Raw genomic sequence first — 20,420 nt, 5'->3', positions numbered from 1 at the left:
CAGGCGTCCACTGTTTTCCCTATTTGGTCCAGCCGTGGTCGTAGCAGTAGGCCCACGTCTCGCCGGGCTCGGCCGAGTGAATCACCGGATGCCCCTGAGCGCGGGCGTGGCGGGTGGCGTGCTTGTTTTTGGACGAGTCGCAGCAGCCCACGTGCCCGCAGGTCATGCACACCCGCAGGTGAACCCAGGTGTCGCCCTGGGCCACACACGCCAGGCACACGTCGGCCTCGGGGGTGGTGGGGCCAGCGTTGGCGGCGGCGTGGTCGCACTGCGACTGCTGCTCGGGGCTCAGGGTGACGGGGGGCCGCTCAGCGAGGTGCTGGGCCAGCTTGGCGCGTGGGACCTCGGGGGGGGTCAGCAGGTCGAGGATGCCGGCGGCCACCTCTCGTTTGGGCAGCAGCACATGCTGCGCGCCCAGCGCCTGAAGACTCTGGTAGCCCTCGGGTGAGGTGGCCTGCGTGATGACCGTCACGTCCGGCGACACGGTGCGCAGCACGCCGATGGCCCGCTCGGTGGTGTCGTGGTCGTCGTCGGCAATAACCACGGCGCGGGCGGCGGCAATGTCGAGTTCACGCAGCAGCCCGGCGCGGGTGTAGTCGGCGATCAGGACGCTGGCGCCCCTGCCTTCCAACTCGCTGGCACCGTCGGGGCTGCGGGTGACCACGCTGTAAGGCTGCGCGGCGCGGCTCAGGGCGCGGGCGGCCAGGCGGGCGTGGGGGCCATAGCCGAAAAACACCACCCGCCCGGCGATGGGCAGGCCGTGGGGCGCGGCGTCGGGCAAGGGCGCCTCTGCGGCCGGCGTCGTGGCCGCTGGCGCCCGGCGGGCGAGAATCGGCCCGGCCAGCCCAGCCAGTGCCGGTGTCAGGGTCATCAGCAACACCGTGGCGGCGATAAAGACCCCGCCCCCCTGCTCGCCCAGGCCCGCAAAGCTGAGGCCCAGGGCCGTGCCTGTCGCCGCCAGTACAAACGAGAACTCGCCCACCTGGGCGGTCAGCAGCGCCACGGGCAGGGCCACGCGCCCGTCCTCACCCAGAAGGCGCACGCTCAGGCCGGTGACCAGCACCTTCAGCAGGGCGATGGCCGCCGCCGCGCCCAGCACCAGCCCCAGGTTGCCGACCAGAAAGCCCAGGTTCAGCTGCAGGCCCACCGACAGGAAAAACGCCGCGCTGAACAGAATCTGAAGCGGCAGAATCTCGCCCAGCGCCTGCGCGCCGTAGCGGCTCTCGCTCACCAGCAGCCCGGCCAGAAAGGCCCCCAGCGCCAGGCTGACCCCGGCGGCGGCCGTCAGACTGGCGGTGCCAAAGCACAGCGCCACCACCGTCAGCAGAAAGATTTCCGAGGAACAGGTGCGCGCCACCACCTCCATGACGCGCGGCACCACCCGGCGCGCCGCGACCAGCACCAGCGCGATGATGCCCGCCGCCTTGGCCAGCGCCAGCGCCATGCCGCTGATCCCGCCGCCCTGCCCGGCGAGCATGGGCACCAGCAGCACCATCAGCACCACCGCCAGGTCCTGAAAAATCAGGATGCCCAGCGTCACCTGCCCGGTGCGGGCGTTCGTCTCGCCGCGCTCGCCCAGCAGCTTCATCACGATGGCGGTGCTGGACAGGGCGATCAGGCAGCCGGTAAAGACGGCGTCCGGGGCCCCCACCCCCAGCGCCAGGCCCAGCCCCAGGGTGACCAGCAGGGTCAGGCCCACTTGCAGGCCGCCGCCCAGAAAAATCAGGCGGGTGATGCGGGCCAGGCGCTCCAGGCTGAATTCCACCCCGATGGTAAACAGCAGCAGCATCACGCCGATTTCGGACGCGGCGGCGATCAGTTCCGGTTCCCGGATCAGGCCCAGGGCGCCGGGTCCCACCAGCACGCCCGCCACCAGAAACCCGATGATGGGCATCAGCCGCAGCCGAAAAGAGGCGTAGGCCGCCAGCGCCGAGACGCCGAGCAGCAAGGTCAGCTGCGTCAGGAAGGCGGGGGGGCCGCTGTGGGGTTCAGCACCGGCGGCGCTGTGCGTTCCCGCCAGCGCGGTGGCCGACAGCCACAGGACGGCCAAAAGGAGAGGGATCAGGCGGACGGCAGGGTGCCACGGTCTTGACGGCATTCCTCAGCATGACAGGCCACGGCTCAGGGCGGCGCTCAGGGGCGCGCAAACGTGACCCGAGCTTCCAGCCCTCCGCCGGGCGCTTCGTGCAGGGTCAGCTGGGCGCCGTTGGCCTGGGCCAGCCGGTGCGCCAGTGGCAACCCCAGCCCGCGCCCCCCTGCCGCTCGGGGCAGCGGGTGGGGGGCAGTCAGCACAGTGTCCCGCTGGGCCGGGGTCAGTCCTGGCCCCCGGTCGGTCACCCGCAGCTGCGGCCCCTGCGCGGGCCCGGCGGCCTCTAACGTCACCAGGACCGGCCCAGCCGAGTACCGCAGGGCGTTTTCGACCAGATTTTCCAGCACCTGGCGCAGCTGCGCGCTGTCGACTGACCACATCACCTCGCCCCTGGGCCGCCGCACCCGCACCCGCGCGCTTTCGACCTCGGCCACCAGGGTCGCCAGGTCGGTGGGCTGCGGAGCGGCCACCACGTTGACGTACATGCCGTCCAGCCGTTCCAGTTCGGTGCGGGCGGCCAGGTGCGCCGCCTGCTCCTCTATGACGCTCAGTAGCTTTTCACGGGCGCGCAGGTTGGTCGTGGCGCGCAGGGCGTCAGTGGCCAGCAGCAGGGCCTGTAGCGGGCGGCGCAGTTCGTGGGCGGCCATGCCCAGGGCCTGGCGGTGCTGGGTTTCGCGCGCCAGGCGTCCCTGCTGCGCCTGGCGGGCGTGACCCAGCGCGCGCCCGATCAGGGCGGTGCCCAGCAGGCCGGTCAGCAGGGCGCTGAGGGTCACCATCCACTCCATGCGCCGCAGCACCTGCCGCACCTCGGCCCGGCGCGCTCTGAGCTGGCGCTGCGCGGCCAGGGTCCAGGTCTGGGCCAGCCGCAGCGCCCGGGTCGTGTCTTGCGGCTGCGTGCTGCGCAGCAGGCGGCGCAGCTGGGTCAGCTGGGGGGCGGCGACAGCAAACGCTGGGTCGGTCTCAGCGCGGCCCAGACTGGCCAGGGCGCGGGCGCGGCTGGCCTGCACGTCCTGGGGCGAGGCGGCCGGGTCCCGCAGGGTCAGGACGTAGGTCTGCACGTCGGGCAGCAGGGTCTGGGCGCTGTCGCCGTGCCACACGCTGTCCGGCTGGGTCAGGGCGCGGTGGGCCGGCTGAAAGGCCGCCAGCAGCAGCGCCCCCGACAGCAGGGCCGGCAGCGCCGCCCGCAGCAGGTCGCCTCGGCCCAGGGCCGCAAAGCTGGGACGCCTCATGTCTGCCCACCACACCATGCCTGCCCAAGCCACCGCTTGGTCCCCCGGAGCCGGGCGGCCAGGGAAACAGAGGAGAGGGGCGCAGACGGCACGGCGCCGATGGTAACGGGGCGGCGCCGCGCCCTCAAGGTCAGGTGACCCCCGCCGGACGCCCACCCTGGGGACGGTATGCTGCCGGGCAACCATGACCGATGTTTCTGCACTTGTTTCGCTGGGTGACCTGACCTGGGACGTGCTGGCGAAACCCGATACCCTTCTGCTGCCGGGCGGGGACACCACCGGCCGAATCGAGCTGTTCGGCGGGGGCAGCGCGGCCAATCTGGCCGTCTGGGCCGCCCGCGCCGGGTATCCCGCGCGTTTTGTGGGCAAGATTGGCCGCGACCGCTTTGGCGAGCTGGCCACCGCCGAACTGACCGCCGAGGGCGTGGAGGGCCACCTGATCCTGAGTGATGTTCACCCGACCAGCGTCATTCTGGGCCTGATTGACCGCCGGGGCCAGCGGGCCATGCTGACAGGCCAGGGCGCCGACTGGGAACTGCTGCCCGAAGAAGTGCCGGCCAGCGCCCTGAGCGGCGCGGGCCACCTGCACCTGACCGCCTGGAGCCTCTTCCGCGACCCGCCGCGCGCCGCCGCCCTGCACGCGGCCCGCCTGGCGCGCGCCGGGGGCGCGACCCTGAGCCTGGACCCCGGCAGCTTTCAGATGATTCAGGGCATGGGCCGCGAGACCTTCCTGGCGGTGCTGGACGAGGTGCCCTTTGACGTGCTGTTTCCCAACGACGACGAGGCCCGCGCCATGAGCGGCTACACCAGCCGTGAGGACGCGATGACGTGGTTTCGCACCCGGTTTCCAGACGCCCTGATCGTCATGAAGCTGGACGATGAAGGCGTGCTGATCGAGGGCCCGGCGCAGGCGCGGGTGCAGGTGCCGGCCACCGCTGACCGCGCGGTGGACGCCACTGGCGCGGGCGACTCGTTCGGGGGGGCCTTTCTGGCGGGCTGGCTGACCCACGGCGACGCCGTGCGCGCCGCGCAGCTGGCCGTGCAGGTGGGTGGCTGGGTCGTGTCGCGCTTTGGGGCGCGGCCCCCCGCCGACGATGACCTGCGCGCCCGGCTGGCCGCCGCCCCCCTGCAAGCGGTGACGGCATGACCCGCCTGCGGAAACCCGGCGCGCCCCTGTGGGTCAAGCTGCTGCTGGGCCTGCTATTGCTGGTGCTGCTGGGGGCAGGCGGCGCGGCGCTGTATGTCCGCAGCCTGTTGCAACCGGCGGGCGGCGCCCCCTACACGCTGGAGGTCAAGCCCGGCGACACCCTGGCGCGCGTGGCGGCCACCTTGCAGGGCAAGGGCATCGTGAAAAATGCCGACGCCCTGCGCCTGTACATGCGCCGCGAGGGCACGGCCGGCGGCCTGAAAGAAGGGTTGTACGACCTGAGTGGCCAGCTGACCCTGGCGCAGGTGGCTGACAAACTGGCGGGCCCGGCGCGCATTCCCACCGTCAGCGTCACGATTCCGGAAGGCCGCCGCATCAAGGACCTGCCAGCCATCTTCCAGAAGGCGGGCTTTGACGGCGCGGCCATCGCGGCGGCGCTGAAAGACACGGGGCTCAGCCGCCACGCCGGGCAGCAGCCCAACCTCGAAGGCTTCGTGTTTCCGGCGACCTACGACTTCCGGCCGGCCGAGACGCCTCGCAAGATGGTGCAGACCCTGGTCACGCGCATGGAAAGCGAATTTACGCCCGCCAATGTGTCCAAGGCCCAGGCGCTGGGCTTGGGCGTGCGCGACTGGGTGGTGCTGGCCAGCATGGTGCAGGCCGAGGCCGCCAACAACGGGGAAATGCCCCTGATCGCTGGGGTGTTCCTCAACCGCCTCAAGGTCGGCATGACCCTGGGCAGCGACCCCACCGTGGCGTATGGGCTGGGCAAGGACCTGCCCCAGCTGGACCGCAGCGCCGGGGACTTTACCCGCGACACGCCCTATTCCACCTACACCCGCGCCGGGCTGCCCGCCGGGCCCATCAACAACCCCGGCCAGGCCGCTCTGCTGGCGGTGCTCTCACCCCAGCGTACCCTGGGTGACGGCCGCCAGGCGCTGTATTTCCTGCATGGCCGGGACCGCAAGATCTACGTGAACCACACCTTTGCTGAACACAACCGCGACAACGCCCTGCACCGCTAGGCCGGGGCAAACACGGCGGGCGCTGGGGTGACCCGGCGCCCGGTGCTGTTCAGGACAGTGCCCGCAGCGCCTCTGGCCTGTCGTGGTTACACTCCGCCTCTGGCCGGGATGGTACGGTGGCCGCACTGCTGACATTCAGCCCTGTCCCCTGGCTTTGAAGTCTCCACCGGACTCATCCTCAAGGCGCCGCTTCAACCTCAGGGACACCATGAGCTACACCGACGATGTCAGTCGGCCTGACGTGCTTACGTCAGTCGCCACCACCACCCAGTTGCAGGCCGAGATTCAGCTGCTCCAGGGCCAGCTCCGCGCCGCTGAGACCACAGCGCAGCAGGCCCGGCGCCTCTTTACCCACGCGCCGCAGGGGGCTTTTCTGCTGAATGCTGAGGGCCGCGTGCTGGAGGCCAATCTTCAGGCGGGCCAGCTGCTTGGCCGGCCAGCCCACCAACTGGCCGGGCGCCGCCTGGGGCAGCTGCTGGTTCCGGCGTCCCAGCACGCACTGACCACGCTGCTGAAGCGGGTCTTTGACACGGCAGAGCGGGTGGAAGAAGAGTTGATGATCCTGCTGCCGGACGGCGGCGCCCAGTCGGTGCTCGTGGCCGCCAGCCGCTCGGACGGGGCAGAGGAAGCCCCGTGGTGCCACCTGAGCGTCACGAACGTTACGCCGCTGAAAGAAGGCCACCTCTTTTTGCTGAATGAGACCGAACGCCTGGAACGGCAGATTCAGGAGCATGAGGTCAAGAACCGGCGGCTGGATGAGGAAGTTCACGAGGTGGTCAGCGCGACCCACGCGCAGCTGCACCTGCACCTGTCCCGCCTTCAGGGCTACCTGAAGCTGCATCAGAAAGAGGTGGACGATAGCCACCCAGCGCCCCATCTGGAGACCGTGCAGACGGTCCTCGGCACCACGTTTGGCCTGCTCGAATCTCTGAATCAGTACGTGCAGGCCCGGCAGTTGCGGCTGCGCCTGAGCCCCGTGGACCTGAACCGGGTGCTCGCCGAAGTGCGCAAGGACCTGCGGCGGGAGGTGCAGCTGTCGGCCCCCCACCTGCCCACCGTGCTGGGCGACAGCAAGGCCCTGCAAATCATCTTGCAGGAATACCTGCTCAACGCCCTGAAATTCACCCGCACGCGCGACGTGGCGCGGCTTGAGCTGCGAATAGAAGAGGTGGACGGCGCGTACCTGTTCGGCGTGACTGACAACGGGCTAGGGTTCAACATGCGGCAGAAGGACAAGGCCTTTGACCTGTTTGGCCGCCTGCATCCCACCGCCGCCTGCGAGGGCACCGGGCTGGGCCTTGCGGTGGTGCGGCGCCTGGCCGAACGCATGGGCGGCCGCGCCTGGGGAGAAGGCAAGGTGAACCAGGGAGCCACATTCTGGGTCAGTTGCCTCAAGGTGCCGGGCGTACTGGCGTAAGTGCACTCGCTGCGCGGGGGCGGCGGCACTTCTTCTGGGGTGAGCTTCCACCCAAAAGGGAGCCAGGAAGACCACCTCATACGGATTCCGTCTGTTTCGTTTACAAATCGGAACAGAACCGATTTGCAAACTCCACGCCCGGAACCCGTTTTGCTCCTTCTCGCTCCGCTTGGATTGAATCGTTTGCAAAAACGATTCAATCGGAGTCCGTATCAGATGCCCCGTCAACCGCTCAGCAGCACAAGAGGCTTTGCGTTCAGCACGAGGGCAGGGATGAGGAGCTGGATCGGGAGACCAGCCCACCAGCACCGTTCTGCCTTGAAGCCCAGGCGTGGTGTGTGGCGACAGGCTCCTTTTCTCCCCCTGCCCCGGACGCCTGTTGTCCTGACGCTTAAAACCTTTCTCAAGGCCCCGAACCTGTAGTCGGGCCTACACTCCAGCTCTATGCCCACGACCGATTTCTTGCGGCGGCGCAACGCCCTGTGGCGGCAACTGCGCGGCCTGCCGCCTGGTCCGGCGTTCGAGACCACACTCTCGGCGCTGGCCGCCCTGACCGGCTGGGACCGGGCGCGCATTCTGGCGGGGCTGGGCCACCCCGCCGAGGAGACCCATGAGCGCTGACGCTGCCCAGATGGTGCCGTTTGACCTGGCCCGCATGTTCCTGGGCGACCTGCCCCCGCTGTTCCTGCTGGAAATCGTCTTCCGCACCGCCCTGATGTTTCTGTGGCTGGTCTTTCTGCTGCGCGTGACTGGCAAGCGCGGCCTGGCGCAGCTCAGTCCCCTGGAAGTGGCCATCGTGATCGGGCTGGGCTCGGCGGCGGGTGACCCGATGTTCTATCCAGAGGTGCCGCTGCTGCACGGCATGCTGGTGCTGGGGCTGGTGGTGGGCTTGCAGCGTCTGCTGTCGCATCTGGTCATTCGCAGCGAGCATGTCGAGGTCTTTATAGAGGGCGAGCCTGTCGAGCTGATTCGGGACGGCATCCTGAAGGGCCAGGCGCTGGAGCGGGCCAACCTCAGCCGCGAAGACGTGTTCGAGCGCCTGCGCGCCGAGGGGGTGCGGCAGATGGGCGAGGTGCAGCGGGCCTATTTTGAACAGGACGGCAACATGACGGTGTTCGTGCATGCCAAAGACGCCCCGCCCGGCCTGCCGGTGGTGCCGCCCTGGGACCTGGAATGGCCGCGCGTGCTGGGGCCCGAAGAGGACTACTGGGGGCCAGTGGCCTGCCTGGGCTGCGGGGACGTGCGGCAGGGCAGTGCCGGCGAGGTTCACCCTGGGCCGCGCCCGGTCTGCAGCTGCGGCAATGAGAAATGGACGCCAGCGGTGACCGACCCGCTGGCCCCGGCCGGCGCTGGCGCGGTAACGGACGACCACAGTGGCGGGGGCCGGGGTCCAGGGGCCCCTGGGAGCGCAGGTCACTGAGGCTGAGGCCAGCCGAGCGGCGGCGCTGCGTTCAGCTGCAGGTGGCCTGGACGCAGCGCCCTCCACGGCTCCGGAGACTCGCAGCGGGAGCCTCTCTGGCAAGACCGATTTCACGCGAGCAGTTTCGGCAAGGGGCCGTGCCAGTTGGATGACGCGAGTGTCATCTGGCTGGCTGGCTTAAACAGCTTTCAACCCTGCCAGCGGCATAGACGCTTCAAGCAGCGCCGTTTTTCAGAGCGGCGCTGCCGAAGAGCAAGTTCTGGGCATGAGCTGGGAGCGGGCTCCTTCCCACTCTGGAAGCCGTTTTAGCCTTCAGTCGAGGCGCCGGGGCGGGTGGTCCACACCGGCTCGGGCTCCATCTGTTCGGCGGGGGCCTTGCCCGGTTCCAGGCCGCTGCTGCGGGCGGTTTGCAGGGGCGTGACGCTCATGCCGGCGGCGCACTCGATCTGGCAGGACAGCCGGGCACTGTCCAGCAGGTTCTTTTCCTGCAATTTGTCGTATTCGGCGGCCGTCATGGCGTCGGGTTCCCCGGCCTCGAAAGTCACGCGGCAGGTGGTGCAGCGCGCCACGCCGCCGCAGCGGTGCAGGATGTCCACGCCGCCTCGCTCCAGGGCCAGGACCAGCCGTTCGCCGGCCTGCGCCTGAATCTCGCCGTAACCACTTACCTGAATGCTGAGCACTTGAGTCATGGCCCCAGCATGCCACGCGGGGGTCAGCGGAACAGCGTGGGCATGGTGACTTCGCCGTCCACCCACACCCGGCCCTTCTCGCGCCGTTTGCCGCGAATCAGGGCGGTGTCGGCGCGGGCCAGCATCACCCCCGGCGTGGTCAGCACGCCGGGCGGCAAGAAGGCCAGCCCCGCCGTACTGGTCAGGGCGTGCGTCAGGCCTGCTGCGGCAATGGGCCGCCTGCCCACGGCGTCCAGCACCCCTTCCACGCGCAGCCGGATTTCTTCGGGGGTGGCCGCCTGCACCAGCAGGGCAAATTCGTCCCCGCCCAGGCGGCCCAGGGTGTCGCCAATCTGCGCCGCCGCCAGCATTCGCGCGCCCACCGCGTGCAGCACCTCGTCGCCCACCGGATGCCCAAAGGTATCGTTGACCCCCTTAAAGCCGTCCAGGTCAAAAATGGCCACGCCCAGGGCGCCGGGGCCAGGGGTCCGCAGCTGCTCGTCCAGTTGGGCCAGAAAGCTGGCGCGGTTGGGCAGCCCGGTCAGGGCGTCAGTGGTGGCCTGGCGCTGCAATTCGGCGATAGGGTGCGTGGCGCGGCGCACCAGGGGCCAGGCCAGCAGGCCGCTGAGCAGGCTGGCCAGCAGTACCAGGGGCCACATGCCGCGCCGCCCACCGCTGCCCGTAAAGTCGGTGGCCGGGCCGTAGACCCCCACCAGCCACGGCTCGCCGCTTTGCATCTGGACCGGCTGCACCACGGCCACATAGGTCTGCCCCGCCACCCGCAGCCACTGGGCCCTGGGGTACAGCTGAAGGCGGCCCTGGGGGTCCAGCAGCGCCCGCAGCGGCTCGTCAGCTACCTCAGCCAGCAGTGGGGCGTCGCCCGTCGTCTGTGGCCAGGGCCGTGAGGTGGCGATGGCGTGCCCGCTGGCATCGGCCAGGAAGGCGCGGCTCTGGGACCCCAGCGGCAGCGCCGAGAGCAGACTGGCCAGCTGCTGCGTCTGCACGTCGGCCGCCACCACCAGAGGGCCGCTGGGGGTCACCGTGGCCTCGGCCACCGTGATGCCGGGCTGATGAGAGGTCGCAAACTCGTAGGGGGGCGTCCAGACCACCTGCCCGGCGCGGGCCTGCGCCAGGCTGTACCAGGGGCGGGTGCGCGGGTCGTAGCCGTCGTCGGCGCGCGAGGTGTTCAGCAGGCTGCCGCGCGCGCTGTAGGTACGGTCAATCATCTGGCGCGCTGGCCGAACCTCAATCACGCGCGTAAACCGGCCTTTGTTGGCCGGGCCGTGGCGCTGCGCGAAGACAAAGCGGCCGTCCGGGTGGCCCACCATGACACTGCTGAGCTGCGGCACGTTGTCCAGCAGCGCCCCGAACCCCACCAGCAGCCGCGCCGGGTTGTCGGCAGGCAGCAGCTCGGAGCGCAGATTGGCGCTGCTGAGGCGCACCGTCTGTTCAGCCGTGTGCAGGTGGGCGCGCACGCCCTCGGCGGTCACGCGGGTCAGCTGGGTCAGGTTGGCCTGGGTCTGGGCGCGCCGCCCCCGCTCCTGGGCCTGGCGCTCGGTCCACAGGGCGGCGGCCAGGGTCAGCGCCTGGGTCAGCAGCAGCGCCGCCAGCACCAGCGCGCGCGAGGCCGAAAAGGCTCGCAGCGCCTGGGCAGCAGTTCGGGTGCGCCACTGGGACACAGAAGAGGGCGGAGCAGACATGGCCTCGGCGCAGTCTAGAGCCTGACCTGACGTTCACCTAGCCCCCAGGGGGACCGCCGCCCGCACCTGTCCAGACGCTTGCGGGGGTGCTGGCTGGTGTCCAGTCCTGGCTGCCGCTGTCAGGGGACGTAGCGCCACGCCGCCACGTCCAGCAGGCCGCGCGGCGTCAGCTTCAGGGCTGGAATGACGGTTAAGCCCAGAAAGCTCAGGGTGGTCACCGGATAGGGCAGGGTGCAGCCGTGGGTGCGACACACGGCGGTCAGTTCGGTCAGGGCCGCCGCCGCCTGCGCTGGGGGCAGGTCAGTCATCAGGCCGGCATAGGGCAGGGGCAGCTGCGCGCGCACCTGGCCGCCCGCGACCACCACTGCGCCGCCGCCCAGGGCTTCCAGGGCCCGGCCTGCGGCGCGCACGTCCTCATCGGTGCCGCCCAGAAACGCGGCGTGGTGGGCGTCATGCAGCACGCTCAGGCCCAGGGTGGCGCCGCGCAGGCCGCTGCCGTTCGTCCAGCACGCGGCCCATTCGCCGCGTCCGTAGCGGTCGGCCACCACCAGCCGCGCGTCGCCGCTGCCGGGCGTGCCTATACCGGTCGTGATCTGGTCCGGGCTGACCACCATCACCGGCCACTGGGGCGGGACCTTGAATGTGGCCGCCCCCCAGCCAGGCCCCAGATTCACCTGGCCGCCGGCCAGTGGGGGCGTGTGGGTGCCGGGGCGGGCCTCCTGGCCGCCCACGAAGGTTTCCAGCACCTCAAACCCTTGCAGGTCGCGCAGCAGCACGAAGTCGGCGTGGTAACCCGGCGCCACCAGCCCCAGGTCGTGCAGGCCCCAGTACTCGGCGGGGTTACAGGTGACCAGGGCCACGGCGTCGGCCGGGTGCAGGCCGCCCGCCACGCCGGCGCGCAGCAGCCGGTCCAGGTGACCCAGTTCCAGCAGTTCGTCCACGCTCACGTCGTCGCTGACCAGCATGGCCCGGCGGGGGCGCTCACGCAGCACCGGCAGCAGCGCCTGAAGGTTGCGGGCGGCCGAGCCCTCGCGCACCATCAGCCACAGGCCGGCGCGCAGGCGCTCGCGGGCCTCTTCCGGGGTGGTGGCCTCGTGGTCCGAGTGCAGCCCCGCCGCCGCGTACGCCTGAAGGTCGCGCCCCTGCACGCCCGCCGCGTGGCCGTCCAGCCGCCGGCCCGAGGCGCGGCCTGCGTCCAGCACCGCCCAGACCTCGGGGTCGCCGCCCAGGACACCAGGGTAATTCATCATCTCGGCCAAACCCAGAACGCCGGGCAGGGCCAGCAAGCGCGCCGTGTCCCCGGCGTCAATGCGCGCGCCGCCCGTCTCAAAGGCGCTGGCCGGCACGCACGACGGCGCGCTGGCCCACACCCGCTGGCCCGAGGTCCGGCCGGCTTCCAGCATCCAGGCCAGCCCATCCGGGCCCAGCACGTTGACGACCTCGTGCGGCTCGGCCACCACGCCGGTGGTGCCGCGCGGCAGGGTGGCCGCCGCAAACCCCGCCGGGGTCAGCAGACTGGACTCGATATGAACGTGGCCGTCCAGAAAGCCTGGCGCCAGATACGCCCCGCGCGCCTCAACCACCCGCGCCGCCTGAAAGCCGCTGCCCAGCGCCGCCACCCGGCCCCCGGCCACCAGCACGTCGGCTTCAAACACCTCGCGCGTGGCGGGCTGCACCACCTGCGCGCCGCGAATCAGAAGGTCGCCCTGCTCCTCGCCGCGCGCGACCCGCACCAGCCGCCGCCTCTCCTCACTGCCTGCCCTCTGCGCCAACATGCGCCAGTGTAGGGGCTGTCCCTGCATCCCGCCACCTCTCAAGCTGCGTGGGCCGGAAGTCAGGTGATGCCGATGTGCGGGCGCGGGCAGCCCCGGCAGTCCGGCTGACGCGGCGTTGGCCTGAAGCAAGAGGGGGCAAGGAACGGTAGCGTGCCGGAGGCCGGTCCGGGTCGCCTTCAGTCTCCTTACCCCCAGCGTTTAGAAATCCGTTCCCACTGCCGCTCCCAGACCTGTTCGGGCGTGCGGTCGGGGTGCAGCAGGTCGTCCAGGTCGCGCGCCTCCAGCTGGCGGTATTCGCCGACCTCCAGGTTGCCCAGCCACAGGCCGCCCACGCGGTAGCGCAGTAGGCGCGTGACCGGGTGGCCGATGCCCTCCAGCATCCGGCGCACCTGCCGGTTGCGGCCTTCCCCCAGGACCACAAAGGCGCCGCCACGCGCGGGGCGGGCATGCCGCGCTGTCGCCGGGCCGTCTTCCAGGGTCAGCGAGCCGTCCAGCAACTGGTCAAGGTCATCCTGAGTGGGGTCGTGCGGACCTTCGGTCCAGGCGCGGTAGGCCTTTTCATGGCCGTAGCGCGGGTGGGTCAGGGTCAGGGTCAGGTCGCCGTCGGTGGTCAGAATCAGCAGGCCCTCCGAGTCGCGGTCCAGGCGCCCCACGGGGTGCAGGCCCGGCACCGCTGGCATGGCGTCCAGCACATTCTTGCGGCCGTACTCGTCGCGGGCCGTGGTCACGTAGCCGCGCGGCTTGTAGAGCATATAGGTGACTTTCGGGGCGGCGTCCAGCAGCACCAGCGTGCCGTCCACGCGCACGTCGTCGGCGTCGGTGACCGTGCGGCCCAGGCCCGCCACCTCGCCGTTAACCGTCACGCGCCCGGCGCTGATCATGGCCTCGGCGGCGCGGCGCGAGGCCACCCCAGCGCGGGCCAGCCGCTTGTGCAGCCGCTCCATTACAGGCGCCCCCGGCGTGAGGGCGTCCCCAGCAGGGCCAGCACCGCCAGCAGGGTCAGGCCTCCCGCAATCACCAGCAGGCCAGTGCGCAGCGCGCCGGGCAGGGTCTCGGTGCCGCGCAGCACCGGCGGCACCAAGGCCGCGACCAGCAGCAGGTTGCCTCCTACCAGTCCCCCCACCTTCACGGGGTCGGGCGCAAAGCTGGCCGCCAGCTGAAAGGCGCCCCAGGCCAGCACCACCGCGCCGGCACCGCGTGCCAGCCACAGCGGCGCGACCCCCAGCAGCGAGGCGACGCCAGACGGCAGAAAATACAGGTACAGTCCCAGCGGAATAAACAGCAGGGCGGTCAGCCAGAACGCGGCGCGCAACACACGGGCCAGTCTACGGTATCTGCCAAAAGAAAAGCCGCTTTGAGGCCGCACTCCAGTCTGTTGTGTGCGGTCCCAATGGACTCCGTTCGCCGGAAAACAGCCTGACCCGCTTCCTGCTACCCTGCCCCCCATGCCCGTGATTGCCGTGGACAAACCGCTGACCTTGACCTCGCACGATGTGGTGAACCGGGCCCGGCATGCGCGCGGGACGCGGCGGGTGGGCCATACCGGCACCCTCGACCCGCTGGCGACTGGCGTGCTCGTCCTGTGCGTGGATGACAGCACCAAAGTGGTGCAGTTCATGGAGGCCGACAGCAAGGATTATCTGGCCTGGATCAGCCTGGGGGCGGGCACGCCCACCCTGGATGCCGAGGGGCCCGTGGAGGAGACGGCTCCCGTTCCGCCACTGACCGAAGCTGAGGTGAAAGCCGTCCTGGCCGGGTTTCTTGGCCCTCAGGCGCAGGTGCCTCCGCAGTACAGCGCGATTCAGGTGGGAGGGCAGCGGGCCTACGCGGTGGCGCGTGCTGGCGGCGCACTGGACCTGCCGGCCCGGTCTATCGTGATTCACGAGCTGGAGTTGCTGGGCATCTTTCCCCGCGTGCAGGCCGCGCCCCACATCTTTGAGCCGCAAACCTGGCGCCCCGCCGAGACCGGGCACACGGTCACCCTGCCAGACGCGCTGGGCGAGTTCCCGACCCTGCTGGTGTGGGCGCAGGTGGGCAGCGGCACCTACCTGCGGTCTCTGGCGCGTGACGTGGGCGCGGCGCTGGGCGTGCCGGCACACCTGGCCGGCCTGGTCCGGACCCGCGTGGGCCGCTACGACCTGAAGGACGCCGTGGCGCTGGACGACTTGGCCGGAGCCGAAGGCCTCCCTGACCTGGCCGCTCTGGACTTCCCTGTCATTGAAGCCGATGAGCGCCTGGCCCGGGAGCTGCGGCAAGGCAAACGGCCTGCCTATGAGGGTGCGGGCCGCTTCGTGGTGACGCTGGACGGTGATCTGGTGGCCGTGGTGGACGGCGACGGAGAGAAACTGAAAGTGGTGCGCGCCTGGGCGTAGTCAACGCATCGAGAGCGGGACGGCCAGCCAGCGGGCCAGCTCTGCCTGTTCTGCAGCAGGCAGGACTGCCATCAATTCTGGGTGACGGCGGAACTGCGCCAGGATGCTGCGAAACAAGCCAAGCTGCCGAATCCGTTCGTGCGGCAGGGTGCGCCAGCTGCTGAGATCGGTGGCGACTTGCTCCGGCGAGTCTTGCCGGAGGACAGTCCAAATCCAGGTCCAGGCGGCGGCTCGCCACTGTGCAGCCGCCGCACAAGCTGGAAGAGCTGCGGCGCAGCGCAGGCGGGCGGCTATGGCTTCCCGTTCATCCTGACGGGCGCGGGTCCGCCCGGCCACTGCATCGAAACAGGCGATGTAGACCAGGCTCCAGTCCTGCTCCTGCGCCGTGCCCCTGGCTTGGAAAAGGGCGTGATACACCCGCTCTTTCAAAAAGAGAATGTCGTTGACCTGCCCCCGCTGCACCCTCAGGTCCTTTAGCTCCCGCCTGGCCGCCTTAATACCCAGGGGCCACACCCGCCTTTACAAAGCCCAGGCCTTCCAGCCCGCCGGCCAGCCGCACCAGGCGCTCGTCCTGAAGCGCCGGTGCGATGAACTGAATCCCTACTGGCAACGTCACGCCGTTAACCGTCTCGAATCCGGCGGGCACACTCAGGGCCGGCAGCCCCGCCAGGTTAATCGCCACCGTATCCACATCGGCGGCGTACATGGCCAGGGGGTCGCTGGTTTTCTCCCCACGCCGGAAAGCAGGGAAAGGGCTGGTGGGCGTGACCAGCACGTCAAACTGCCCGAACGCCTCAGCAAAGCGGTTGGCGATCAGGCGCCGGACCTTCATGGCCTTGCTGTAGTAGGCGTCGTAATAGCCGCTGCTCAGGGCGTAGGTGCCAATCATGATGCGCCGCTGGACTTCCGGACCAAAGCCCTGTTCGCGGGTCAGGGTCATGGCCTCGGTCACGTCGCTTCCGGCCACCCGCGCGCCGTACACCATGCCGTCGTAGCGCGCCAGGTTACTGCTGGCCTCCGGCATGGCGATCAGGTAGTAAGCGGCAATCGCGTACTTCAGTTCTGGCAGGCTGACCTCGGCTATCGTGGCCCCAGCCCCGCGCAGGGCGTCCAGGGTGGTCTGCAAGGTCGCGTCCACCCCGGCTGTATTGCCGGCCAGACTTTCTTTGACCACGCCCACCCGCAGCCCCCGCAGGTCTTCAGGGGTGCCAGGGGCAAACGCGGGCGGCGCGTCCAGACTGGTGGCGTCCAGGGGGTCTTGCCCCGCCAGCACGTTCATCAGCAGGGCCAGGTCTTCAGCGGTATGGGCAAAGGGGCCAATCTGGTCCAGGCTGCTGGCGTAGGCCACCAGGCCGTACCGGCTGATGCGCCCGTAGGTGGGTTTCAGACCGTACACGCCGCAGAGGCTGGCCGGCTGGCGCACGCTGCCGCCCGTGTCGCTGCCCAGCGCCACCGGGGTCAGGCCTGCGGCCACTGCCGCCGCACTGCCTCCCGAGCTACCGCCCGGCACCCGGCCTGTGTCCCAGGGGTTCAGGGTGGGGCCGTAGGCGCTGCTTTCGGTGCTGGAGCCCATGGCAAACTCGTCCATGTTGGCCTTGCCCACGATCACGGCGCCTGCTGCCTGGAGCCGCGCCACTGCTGTCGCGGTGTAAGGGCTGACGTAGCTGGCCAGAATCTTGCTCCCACAGGAGGTGCGGGTGCCAGCCACGCTGATGTTGTCTTTGACCAGGATGGGCACACCTGCCAGCGGAAGGTGTTCGCCAGCGGCCAGGCGCCTGTGAATCTGCCCGGCCTGCTCACTGGCCCCTTCGTTCAGGCTGACCACGGCATTCAGATTGCGGGCGGCTTCAATGCGGTTCAGGGTGGCGTCCAGCAGGGCTGAAGCAGTGGTGTCGCCGCTCTGCACGCGGCGGGCCAGGTCGGCGGCGGTGGGGGGCACGGGCATACCGCGCCAGTGTACCGGGGGGCTGGGTGGAGGAGAGGGGAATAGCATGGACGGGACAGAGGCGTCCCTGGCCCAACAGTCCAGAAGCCGAGGGACCAAGAAGAGATTTAGCCAGCCAAGTCACTTTCCCTGACTGCTGGATTCTCTTGCAGGCCTCAGCTCCAGCGTGTGCGGAACGGTTGAGGTGCGGCGGCACCAGAGAGCGCTCAAAGGGAACGTCGGGCAGGCGGTAGGACTCCGATAGGGCAAGACCGGGACTTCGCCGTTCGCGTTGCACAAGGGAGACGGTCTTACGGCGCCGTCAGCTCACCCTCAAGGCACGTCACGCAGGCCCCCTCCAGTTCCACCTTGCCGCTCTCCGTCAACGTCAGGGTCAAGTGCCCGTCCCGCCCCACACACCGACCCTGCCGAGCGGCGTAGGTGCTGCCGGCAGCCAATAACCCCAGATGCTGCTGGTAGTACGCCACCGCACCGTTGCCGCTGCCACACACTGGATCTTCGTTGACGCCGCACGACGGCGCGAACGACCGGATTTCCACCACACCGCTCTGAAGATCTGTGGCGAAGGCACAAACCCCGGTGGCCCGGAGCTTCCGTTCAAGGACCGCACTCCGAGCAAAGTCAGGTTGGAGGGACAGGACGGTGGCGGGATCACTCAGCCGGGTCACGATCCAGCGCGCGCCAACATCCACCAGGACAGCTGGCCACTCTGTCTCACCACCAGGACCGAGTAGGGCGACAAGTTCCTGCCTATCGGCCGGGCTCAGTGATTCAAACTGTGCGGCGGGCATGGTCAGGGCGAAGCGGCCTGGGGCCCGCTGCTCCAGCGGAATGAGGCCGGCGGCGCATTCTTGCACCAGCCGCCCGTCACGCGGCCTCACCCGACCAGCTGACACGACGGCGTGCGCGCTGCCCAGTGTCGGGTGGCCCGCAAAGGGCAGCTCCGAGCCGGGGGTGAAGATGCGCAGGCGGTAGTCCGCTGCTGGCGTGGTAGGCGGGAGGAGAAAGGTGGTTTCAGAGAGATTGGTCCAGCGGGCGATCTGCTGCATCTGCACCGTGGACAGGCCTTCTGCGTCGAGCACAACGGCAACGGGGTTGCCCAGGAACGGCGTGTCCGTGAACACGTCCACAGTGACGAGGCGGCGAGGCGGCATGCGGTGAGCCTACCGCAGGGGACAACAGAAAAAGCGTGCGGACAGACTGCAAAATGGCAACGCGAACGGCGAAGTCTCGGCAAGACCCTGTCCCCAGGAGTTCACGGAAAAGAATGAGCCCTTCTTACACCGGCTTGACGAGCACGCTGTCCCCCGCCCGCAGGCCCGTCCTCATCAGCAGTTCGGGGGGAACCATCAGCTGCGTCGTCAGATTGGAGGCCATCCGCACCGGCAGCGTGTACACCTGCCCCGCCTCGGTGCGGATCGCCACGCTTTGCGGGTGGCGCACAATGTCTTCTTTCCAGCGGCGGAAAATCAGTTCGTCCACCAGGGCCACGTCGCGCACCTGCCGGGTCACCGTGACGGTCAGGCGGGCCACCCGTGACTTGCGCGGCACGATCAGGCCGATGCGGTAGAGCTTGAGCAGGAGCCGCTTGGCATCCGGGTCGCGGATCAGGTCCCCCACCGGTTGCTGGGCTTCGAGCTGCTGCAAGATGTCCAGTTCCTTCAGGCCCCAGCGCATCCGTTCCACGCGCTGCGGCGAGGTGATGCGGGCCGGGCCGTCAAACGGCAGGTCCTGCACCGGCAGCGCCTCCAGCGCTTCGAGGCTCACCTCATCGAGCGAGGCGTCCATGCGCGGCTGGGGATGGGACAGGCCCTCATCAAAGTGAAAGCGGCCCTGCGGCTCTTGCAGCAGCCGGACCAGCGCCGGCACGCCCAGGTCATCGCCAAACTGAATGTGCCTGACCCGCCCCTGTTCCAGCCACGCTTGAAACTGCCCGTCGGGCCGGTCAACCTGCAACAAGCCGGTGCGTACCTGCTCGGAGAGCATGTACAGCAGTTCCAGAAAGTCAAAGGTGTCGAGGCTGGTGGTGGATTTCGGCATGTGAGCTGGGCAGTGCGGTCTCACGCGCGCCGACAACAAAGCGGAACGTGCTTGCCCTCATGTTCGCTCATGAGCGGCCAGAGGGCAAGCAGAATTTTTTAAGATTGAACGGTTTCCACCTTAACGGGTGGCCGCACGCACCGCCGCATTCACGTCCAGAATGGGCAGACCGGCGGTTGTCTGGTTGGCGCTGCCCAGCAACCGCGCCTTCGTCTCGGCGGCGCTGAGGGCCGGGTTGGCCGCGCGCATCAGGGCCGCCGCGCCACTGACCAGCGGCGCCGAGAAGCTGGTGCCCGCCTGCAGGGTGTAGGTGTTGCCTGTGCCCAGAATCAGCATCTGGGTGGCGTTGGTGGCCCCGGTGCAAGGGCCAGCGCCGCCCGGTGCTGAGATGTCCACGGGCCGGGGCCGGGCGGTACTGGGCCGGGCGCTGTAGCAGGCCAGCGCGGTATCGCTGGCGCCCAGTGCGCCCACGGCGATCACGTCGGGGTGACTGGCCGGGAAGTACACCCCGTCACCCGCCGTGTTACCGGCGGCGGCCACCAGCACCGCCGACTTGGCGGCATTGGTGAGGGCCGTGCCAAGCGCCTGATCGCTGGAGGTCGCTGCTTCATTCGGGCCCAGGATGCGGCCCAGGCTCATGTTGACCACCTTGGCCCCCTGCCGCACCGCTTCATTCAGCGCCTGGGTCAGCGAACTGGTGCTGCCACCCTGAGAGCCCAGTACCTCGTAGGCCAAGAGAGGCCCAGTCCAGGTCACGCCGGCCAGCCCCAGGCGGTTGTTGGTGGCGGCGCCCACCAGCCCGGACGCGGCGGTGCCGTGGCCAGTGGTGCTGTCCGAACCGCCAGCGTCTGGGGTCAGGAAGGACGCGCGGGCCGTAATCCGCCCGGCCAGGTCAGCGTGATTCTCGACCCGCGAATCCAGAATGGCGGTGGTGGCGGCGGCCGGCGTCTTGCCGCAGCCTTGCAAAAAGGTCCAGGCGGCGGGGGCCTGAATGCGGTTGAGGTACGTCTGGGTCTGCGTTCCCGCGCCCGTGACGGCCACCCCCCCGTTGCCCGGCACACCGGGGTCATTGGGGTTGGCCAGCGCCTGATACAGAAAGTCGGGCTGCGCGGTCAGGCCAGCCGCGCTCAGCCGGGCGGCAAAGGCCTCGTCGCTTTGGCCAGCGGGGGTAACGGCCAACGTCAGGCCGTCGGCCAGGGCCAGAGTCTGCACACCAGCCAAGGCCGACAGCCCCTGGGCCTGCATGGCCGCGCCAGTCACCAGCACCCGGCCGACGACGCGCGGTGCGGTCCAGTCTGGGGTCACGCGCGCAGCAGTGACGGGGGACTGGACGGCCTGCGTCATCAAGGTCGTGCCAGTGCTCTGTGGACAGACCGCCGCAGGTGGCGGCGTGGGGGTCACGGGCGCCGGGCAGGCGGTGAGAACCAGACTCAGCGACAGGGGCAGAGCAGCGTAAAGCAGGGCGCGGCGGGGCAGAGACATAGCCTCAGGCTATAGCCCCGCCGCCTGACCTGCTTCTGAATGGGCGTAAGACACCTGAAGGTTGCCGCGCCCCGCAACTTTAGGCGGAGTGAAGTCGTAGTGAGAGACATG

Annotated in this window: 18 protein-coding genes; 6 read left to right on the top strand and 12 right to left on the bottom strand. The window is 69.5% G+C overall.

The features are described from left to right. Positions 1-19: 19 nt before the first annotated feature. Together GO986_RS00345 and GO986_RS00340 are read right to left on the bottom strand one after the other, a co-directional pair. A complete protein-coding gene (locus GO986_RS00345) occupies positions 20-2,050 on the bottom strand; it encodes a cation:proton antiporter domain-containing protein (protein WP_232337321.1) in 2,031 nt (676 codons plus the stop codon). An 83-nt stretch (positions 2,051-2,133) separates the two neighbouring features. Continuing rightward, positions 2,134-3,318, bottom strand: coding sequence for a sensor histidine kinase (locus GO986_RS00340; RefSeq protein WP_157457247.1), 1,185 nt, complete (start codon positions 3,316-3,318; stop codon positions 2,134-2,136). Between the two features lie 184 nt (positions 3,319-3,502). Here GO986_RS00340 and GO986_RS00335 point away from each other — a divergent pair, with 184 nt between their 5' ends. The 5 genes from GO986_RS00335 to GO986_RS00320 all read left to right on the top strand — a co-directional run bounded on the left by GO986_RS00335 (position 3,503) and on the right by GO986_RS00320 (position 8,327). Next, the gene (locus tag GO986_RS00335) at positions 3,503-4,465 is read left to right on the top strand and encodes a carbohydrate kinase family protein (RefSeq protein WP_157457246.1); all 963 of its coding nucleotides are present in this window, start codon (positions 3,503-3,505) and stop codon (positions 4,463-4,465) included. Next, entirely contained in the window at positions 4,462-5,490 is a 1,029-nt protein-coding gene (gene mltG / locus GO986_RS00330) for an endolytic transglycosylase MltG (RefSeq protein ID WP_157457245.1), read from the top strand. Before GO986_RS00335 ends, mltG begins: the two co-directional genes overlap by 4 nt. A gap of 208 nt (positions 5,491-5,698) precedes the next feature. Further along, positions 5,699-6,907 (top strand): sensor histidine kinase, encoded by a 1,209-nt coding sequence (locus GO986_RS00325; protein ID WP_157457244.1) that lies wholly within the window; start codon positions 5,699-5,701, stop codon positions 6,905-6,907. A gap of 444 nt (positions 6,908-7,351) precedes the next feature. Beyond that, on the top strand, positions 7,352-7,528 hold the full coding sequence (locus GO986_RS22485; RefSeq protein ID WP_198170333.1) for a hypothetical protein: 177 nt from the start codon (positions 7,352-7,354) through the stop codon (positions 7,526-7,528). Continuing rightward, positions 7,518-8,327 (top strand): DUF421 domain-containing protein, encoded by an 810-nt coding sequence (locus GO986_RS00320; protein ID WP_157457243.1) that lies wholly within the window; start codon positions 7,518-7,520, stop codon positions 8,325-8,327. Before GO986_RS22485 ends, GO986_RS00320 begins: the two co-directional genes overlap by 11 nt. A gap of 305 nt (positions 8,328-8,632) precedes the next feature. Here GO986_RS00320 and GO986_RS00315 read toward each other — a convergent pair whose 3' ends face one another. The 5 genes from GO986_RS00315 to GO986_RS00295 form a co-directional block, all read right to left on the bottom strand. Next, a complete protein-coding gene (locus tag GO986_RS00315; protein WP_157457242.1) occupies positions 8,633-9,016 on the bottom strand; it encodes a 2Fe-2S iron-sulfur cluster-binding protein in 384 nt (127 codons plus the stop codon). A 23-nt stretch (positions 9,017-9,039) separates the two neighbouring features. Continuing rightward, positions 9,040-10,695, bottom strand: coding sequence for a sensor domain-containing diguanylate cyclase (locus GO986_RS00310; RefSeq protein WP_157457241.1), 1,656 nt, complete (start codon positions 10,693-10,695; stop codon positions 9,040-9,042). A gap of 119 nt (positions 10,696-10,814) precedes the next feature. Continuing rightward, positions 10,815-12,470, bottom strand: a complete 1,656-nt coding sequence (locus GO986_RS00305; RefSeq protein WP_198170332.1) for an adenine deaminase — start codon at positions 12,468-12,470, stop codon at positions 10,815-10,817. A gap of 185 nt (positions 12,471-12,655) precedes the next feature. Continuing rightward, positions 12,656-13,414: a pseudouridine synthase gene (locus GO986_RS00300; RefSeq protein WP_157457239.1), complete on the bottom strand. Its 759-nt coding sequence runs from the start codon at positions 13,412-13,414 to the stop codon at positions 12,656-12,658. Next, positions 13,414-13,785: a hypothetical protein gene (locus tag GO986_RS00295; RefSeq protein WP_369409045.1), complete on the bottom strand. Its 372-nt coding sequence runs from the start codon at positions 13,783-13,785 to the stop codon at positions 13,414-13,416. The genes GO986_RS00300 and GO986_RS00295 overlap by 1 nt, the downstream gene beginning before the upstream one ends. A 130-nt stretch (positions 13,786-13,915) precedes the next feature. Between GO986_RS00295 and truB the strand changes: the two genes are divergently transcribed. Further along, positions 13,916-14,842 (top strand): tRNA pseudouridine(55) synthase TruB, encoded by a 927-nt coding sequence (gene truB / locus GO986_RS00290; RefSeq protein ID WP_157457238.1) that lies wholly within the window; start codon positions 13,916-13,918, stop codon positions 14,840-14,842. On the opposite strand, the gene GO986_RS00285 is transcribed toward truB, so the two are convergent. The 5 genes from GO986_RS00285 to GO986_RS00265 form a co-directional block, all read right to left on the bottom strand. Further along, positions 14,843-15,304, bottom strand: a complete 462-nt coding sequence (locus GO986_RS00285; RefSeq protein ID WP_157457237.1) for a hypothetical protein — start codon at positions 15,302-15,304, stop codon at positions 14,843-14,845. A 31-nt stretch (positions 15,305-15,335) separates the two neighbouring features. Next, complete coding sequence (gene gatA, locus GO986_RS00280) at positions 15,336-16,787, bottom strand: Asp-tRNA(Asn)/Glu-tRNA(Gln) amidotransferase subunit GatA (protein WP_157457236.1); 1,452 nt, start codon at positions 16,785-16,787, stop codon at positions 15,336-15,338. A 290-nt stretch (positions 16,788-17,077) separates the two neighbouring features. Then, complete coding sequence (locus tag GO986_RS00275; RefSeq protein ID WP_157457235.1) at positions 17,078-17,941, bottom strand: PhzF family phenazine biosynthesis protein; 864 nt, start codon at positions 17,939-17,941, stop codon at positions 17,078-17,080. Positions 17,942-18,065: 124 nt separating this feature from the next. Continuing rightward, positions 18,066-18,827 (bottom strand): DUF4388 domain-containing protein, encoded by a 762-nt coding sequence (locus tag GO986_RS00270; protein WP_157457234.1) that lies wholly within the window; start codon positions 18,825-18,827, stop codon positions 18,066-18,068. Positions 18,828-18,947: 120 nt separating this feature from the next. Further along, positions 18,948-20,309, bottom strand: coding sequence for a S8 family peptidase (locus GO986_RS00265; RefSeq protein ID WP_157457233.1), 1,362 nt, complete (start codon positions 20,307-20,309; stop codon positions 18,948-18,950). Positions 20,310-20,420 lie beyond the last annotated feature (111 nt).

Origin of the sequence: Deinococcus arboris (assembly GCF_009755355.1) — a bacterium.
Taxonomy (GTDB): domain Bacteria; phylum Deinococcota; class Deinococci; order Deinococcales; family Deinococcaceae; genus Deinococcus; species Deinococcus betulae.
Note: the sequence above shows the minus strand (reverse complement) of the source record. Positions and strands in the feature narration are given on the sequence as shown.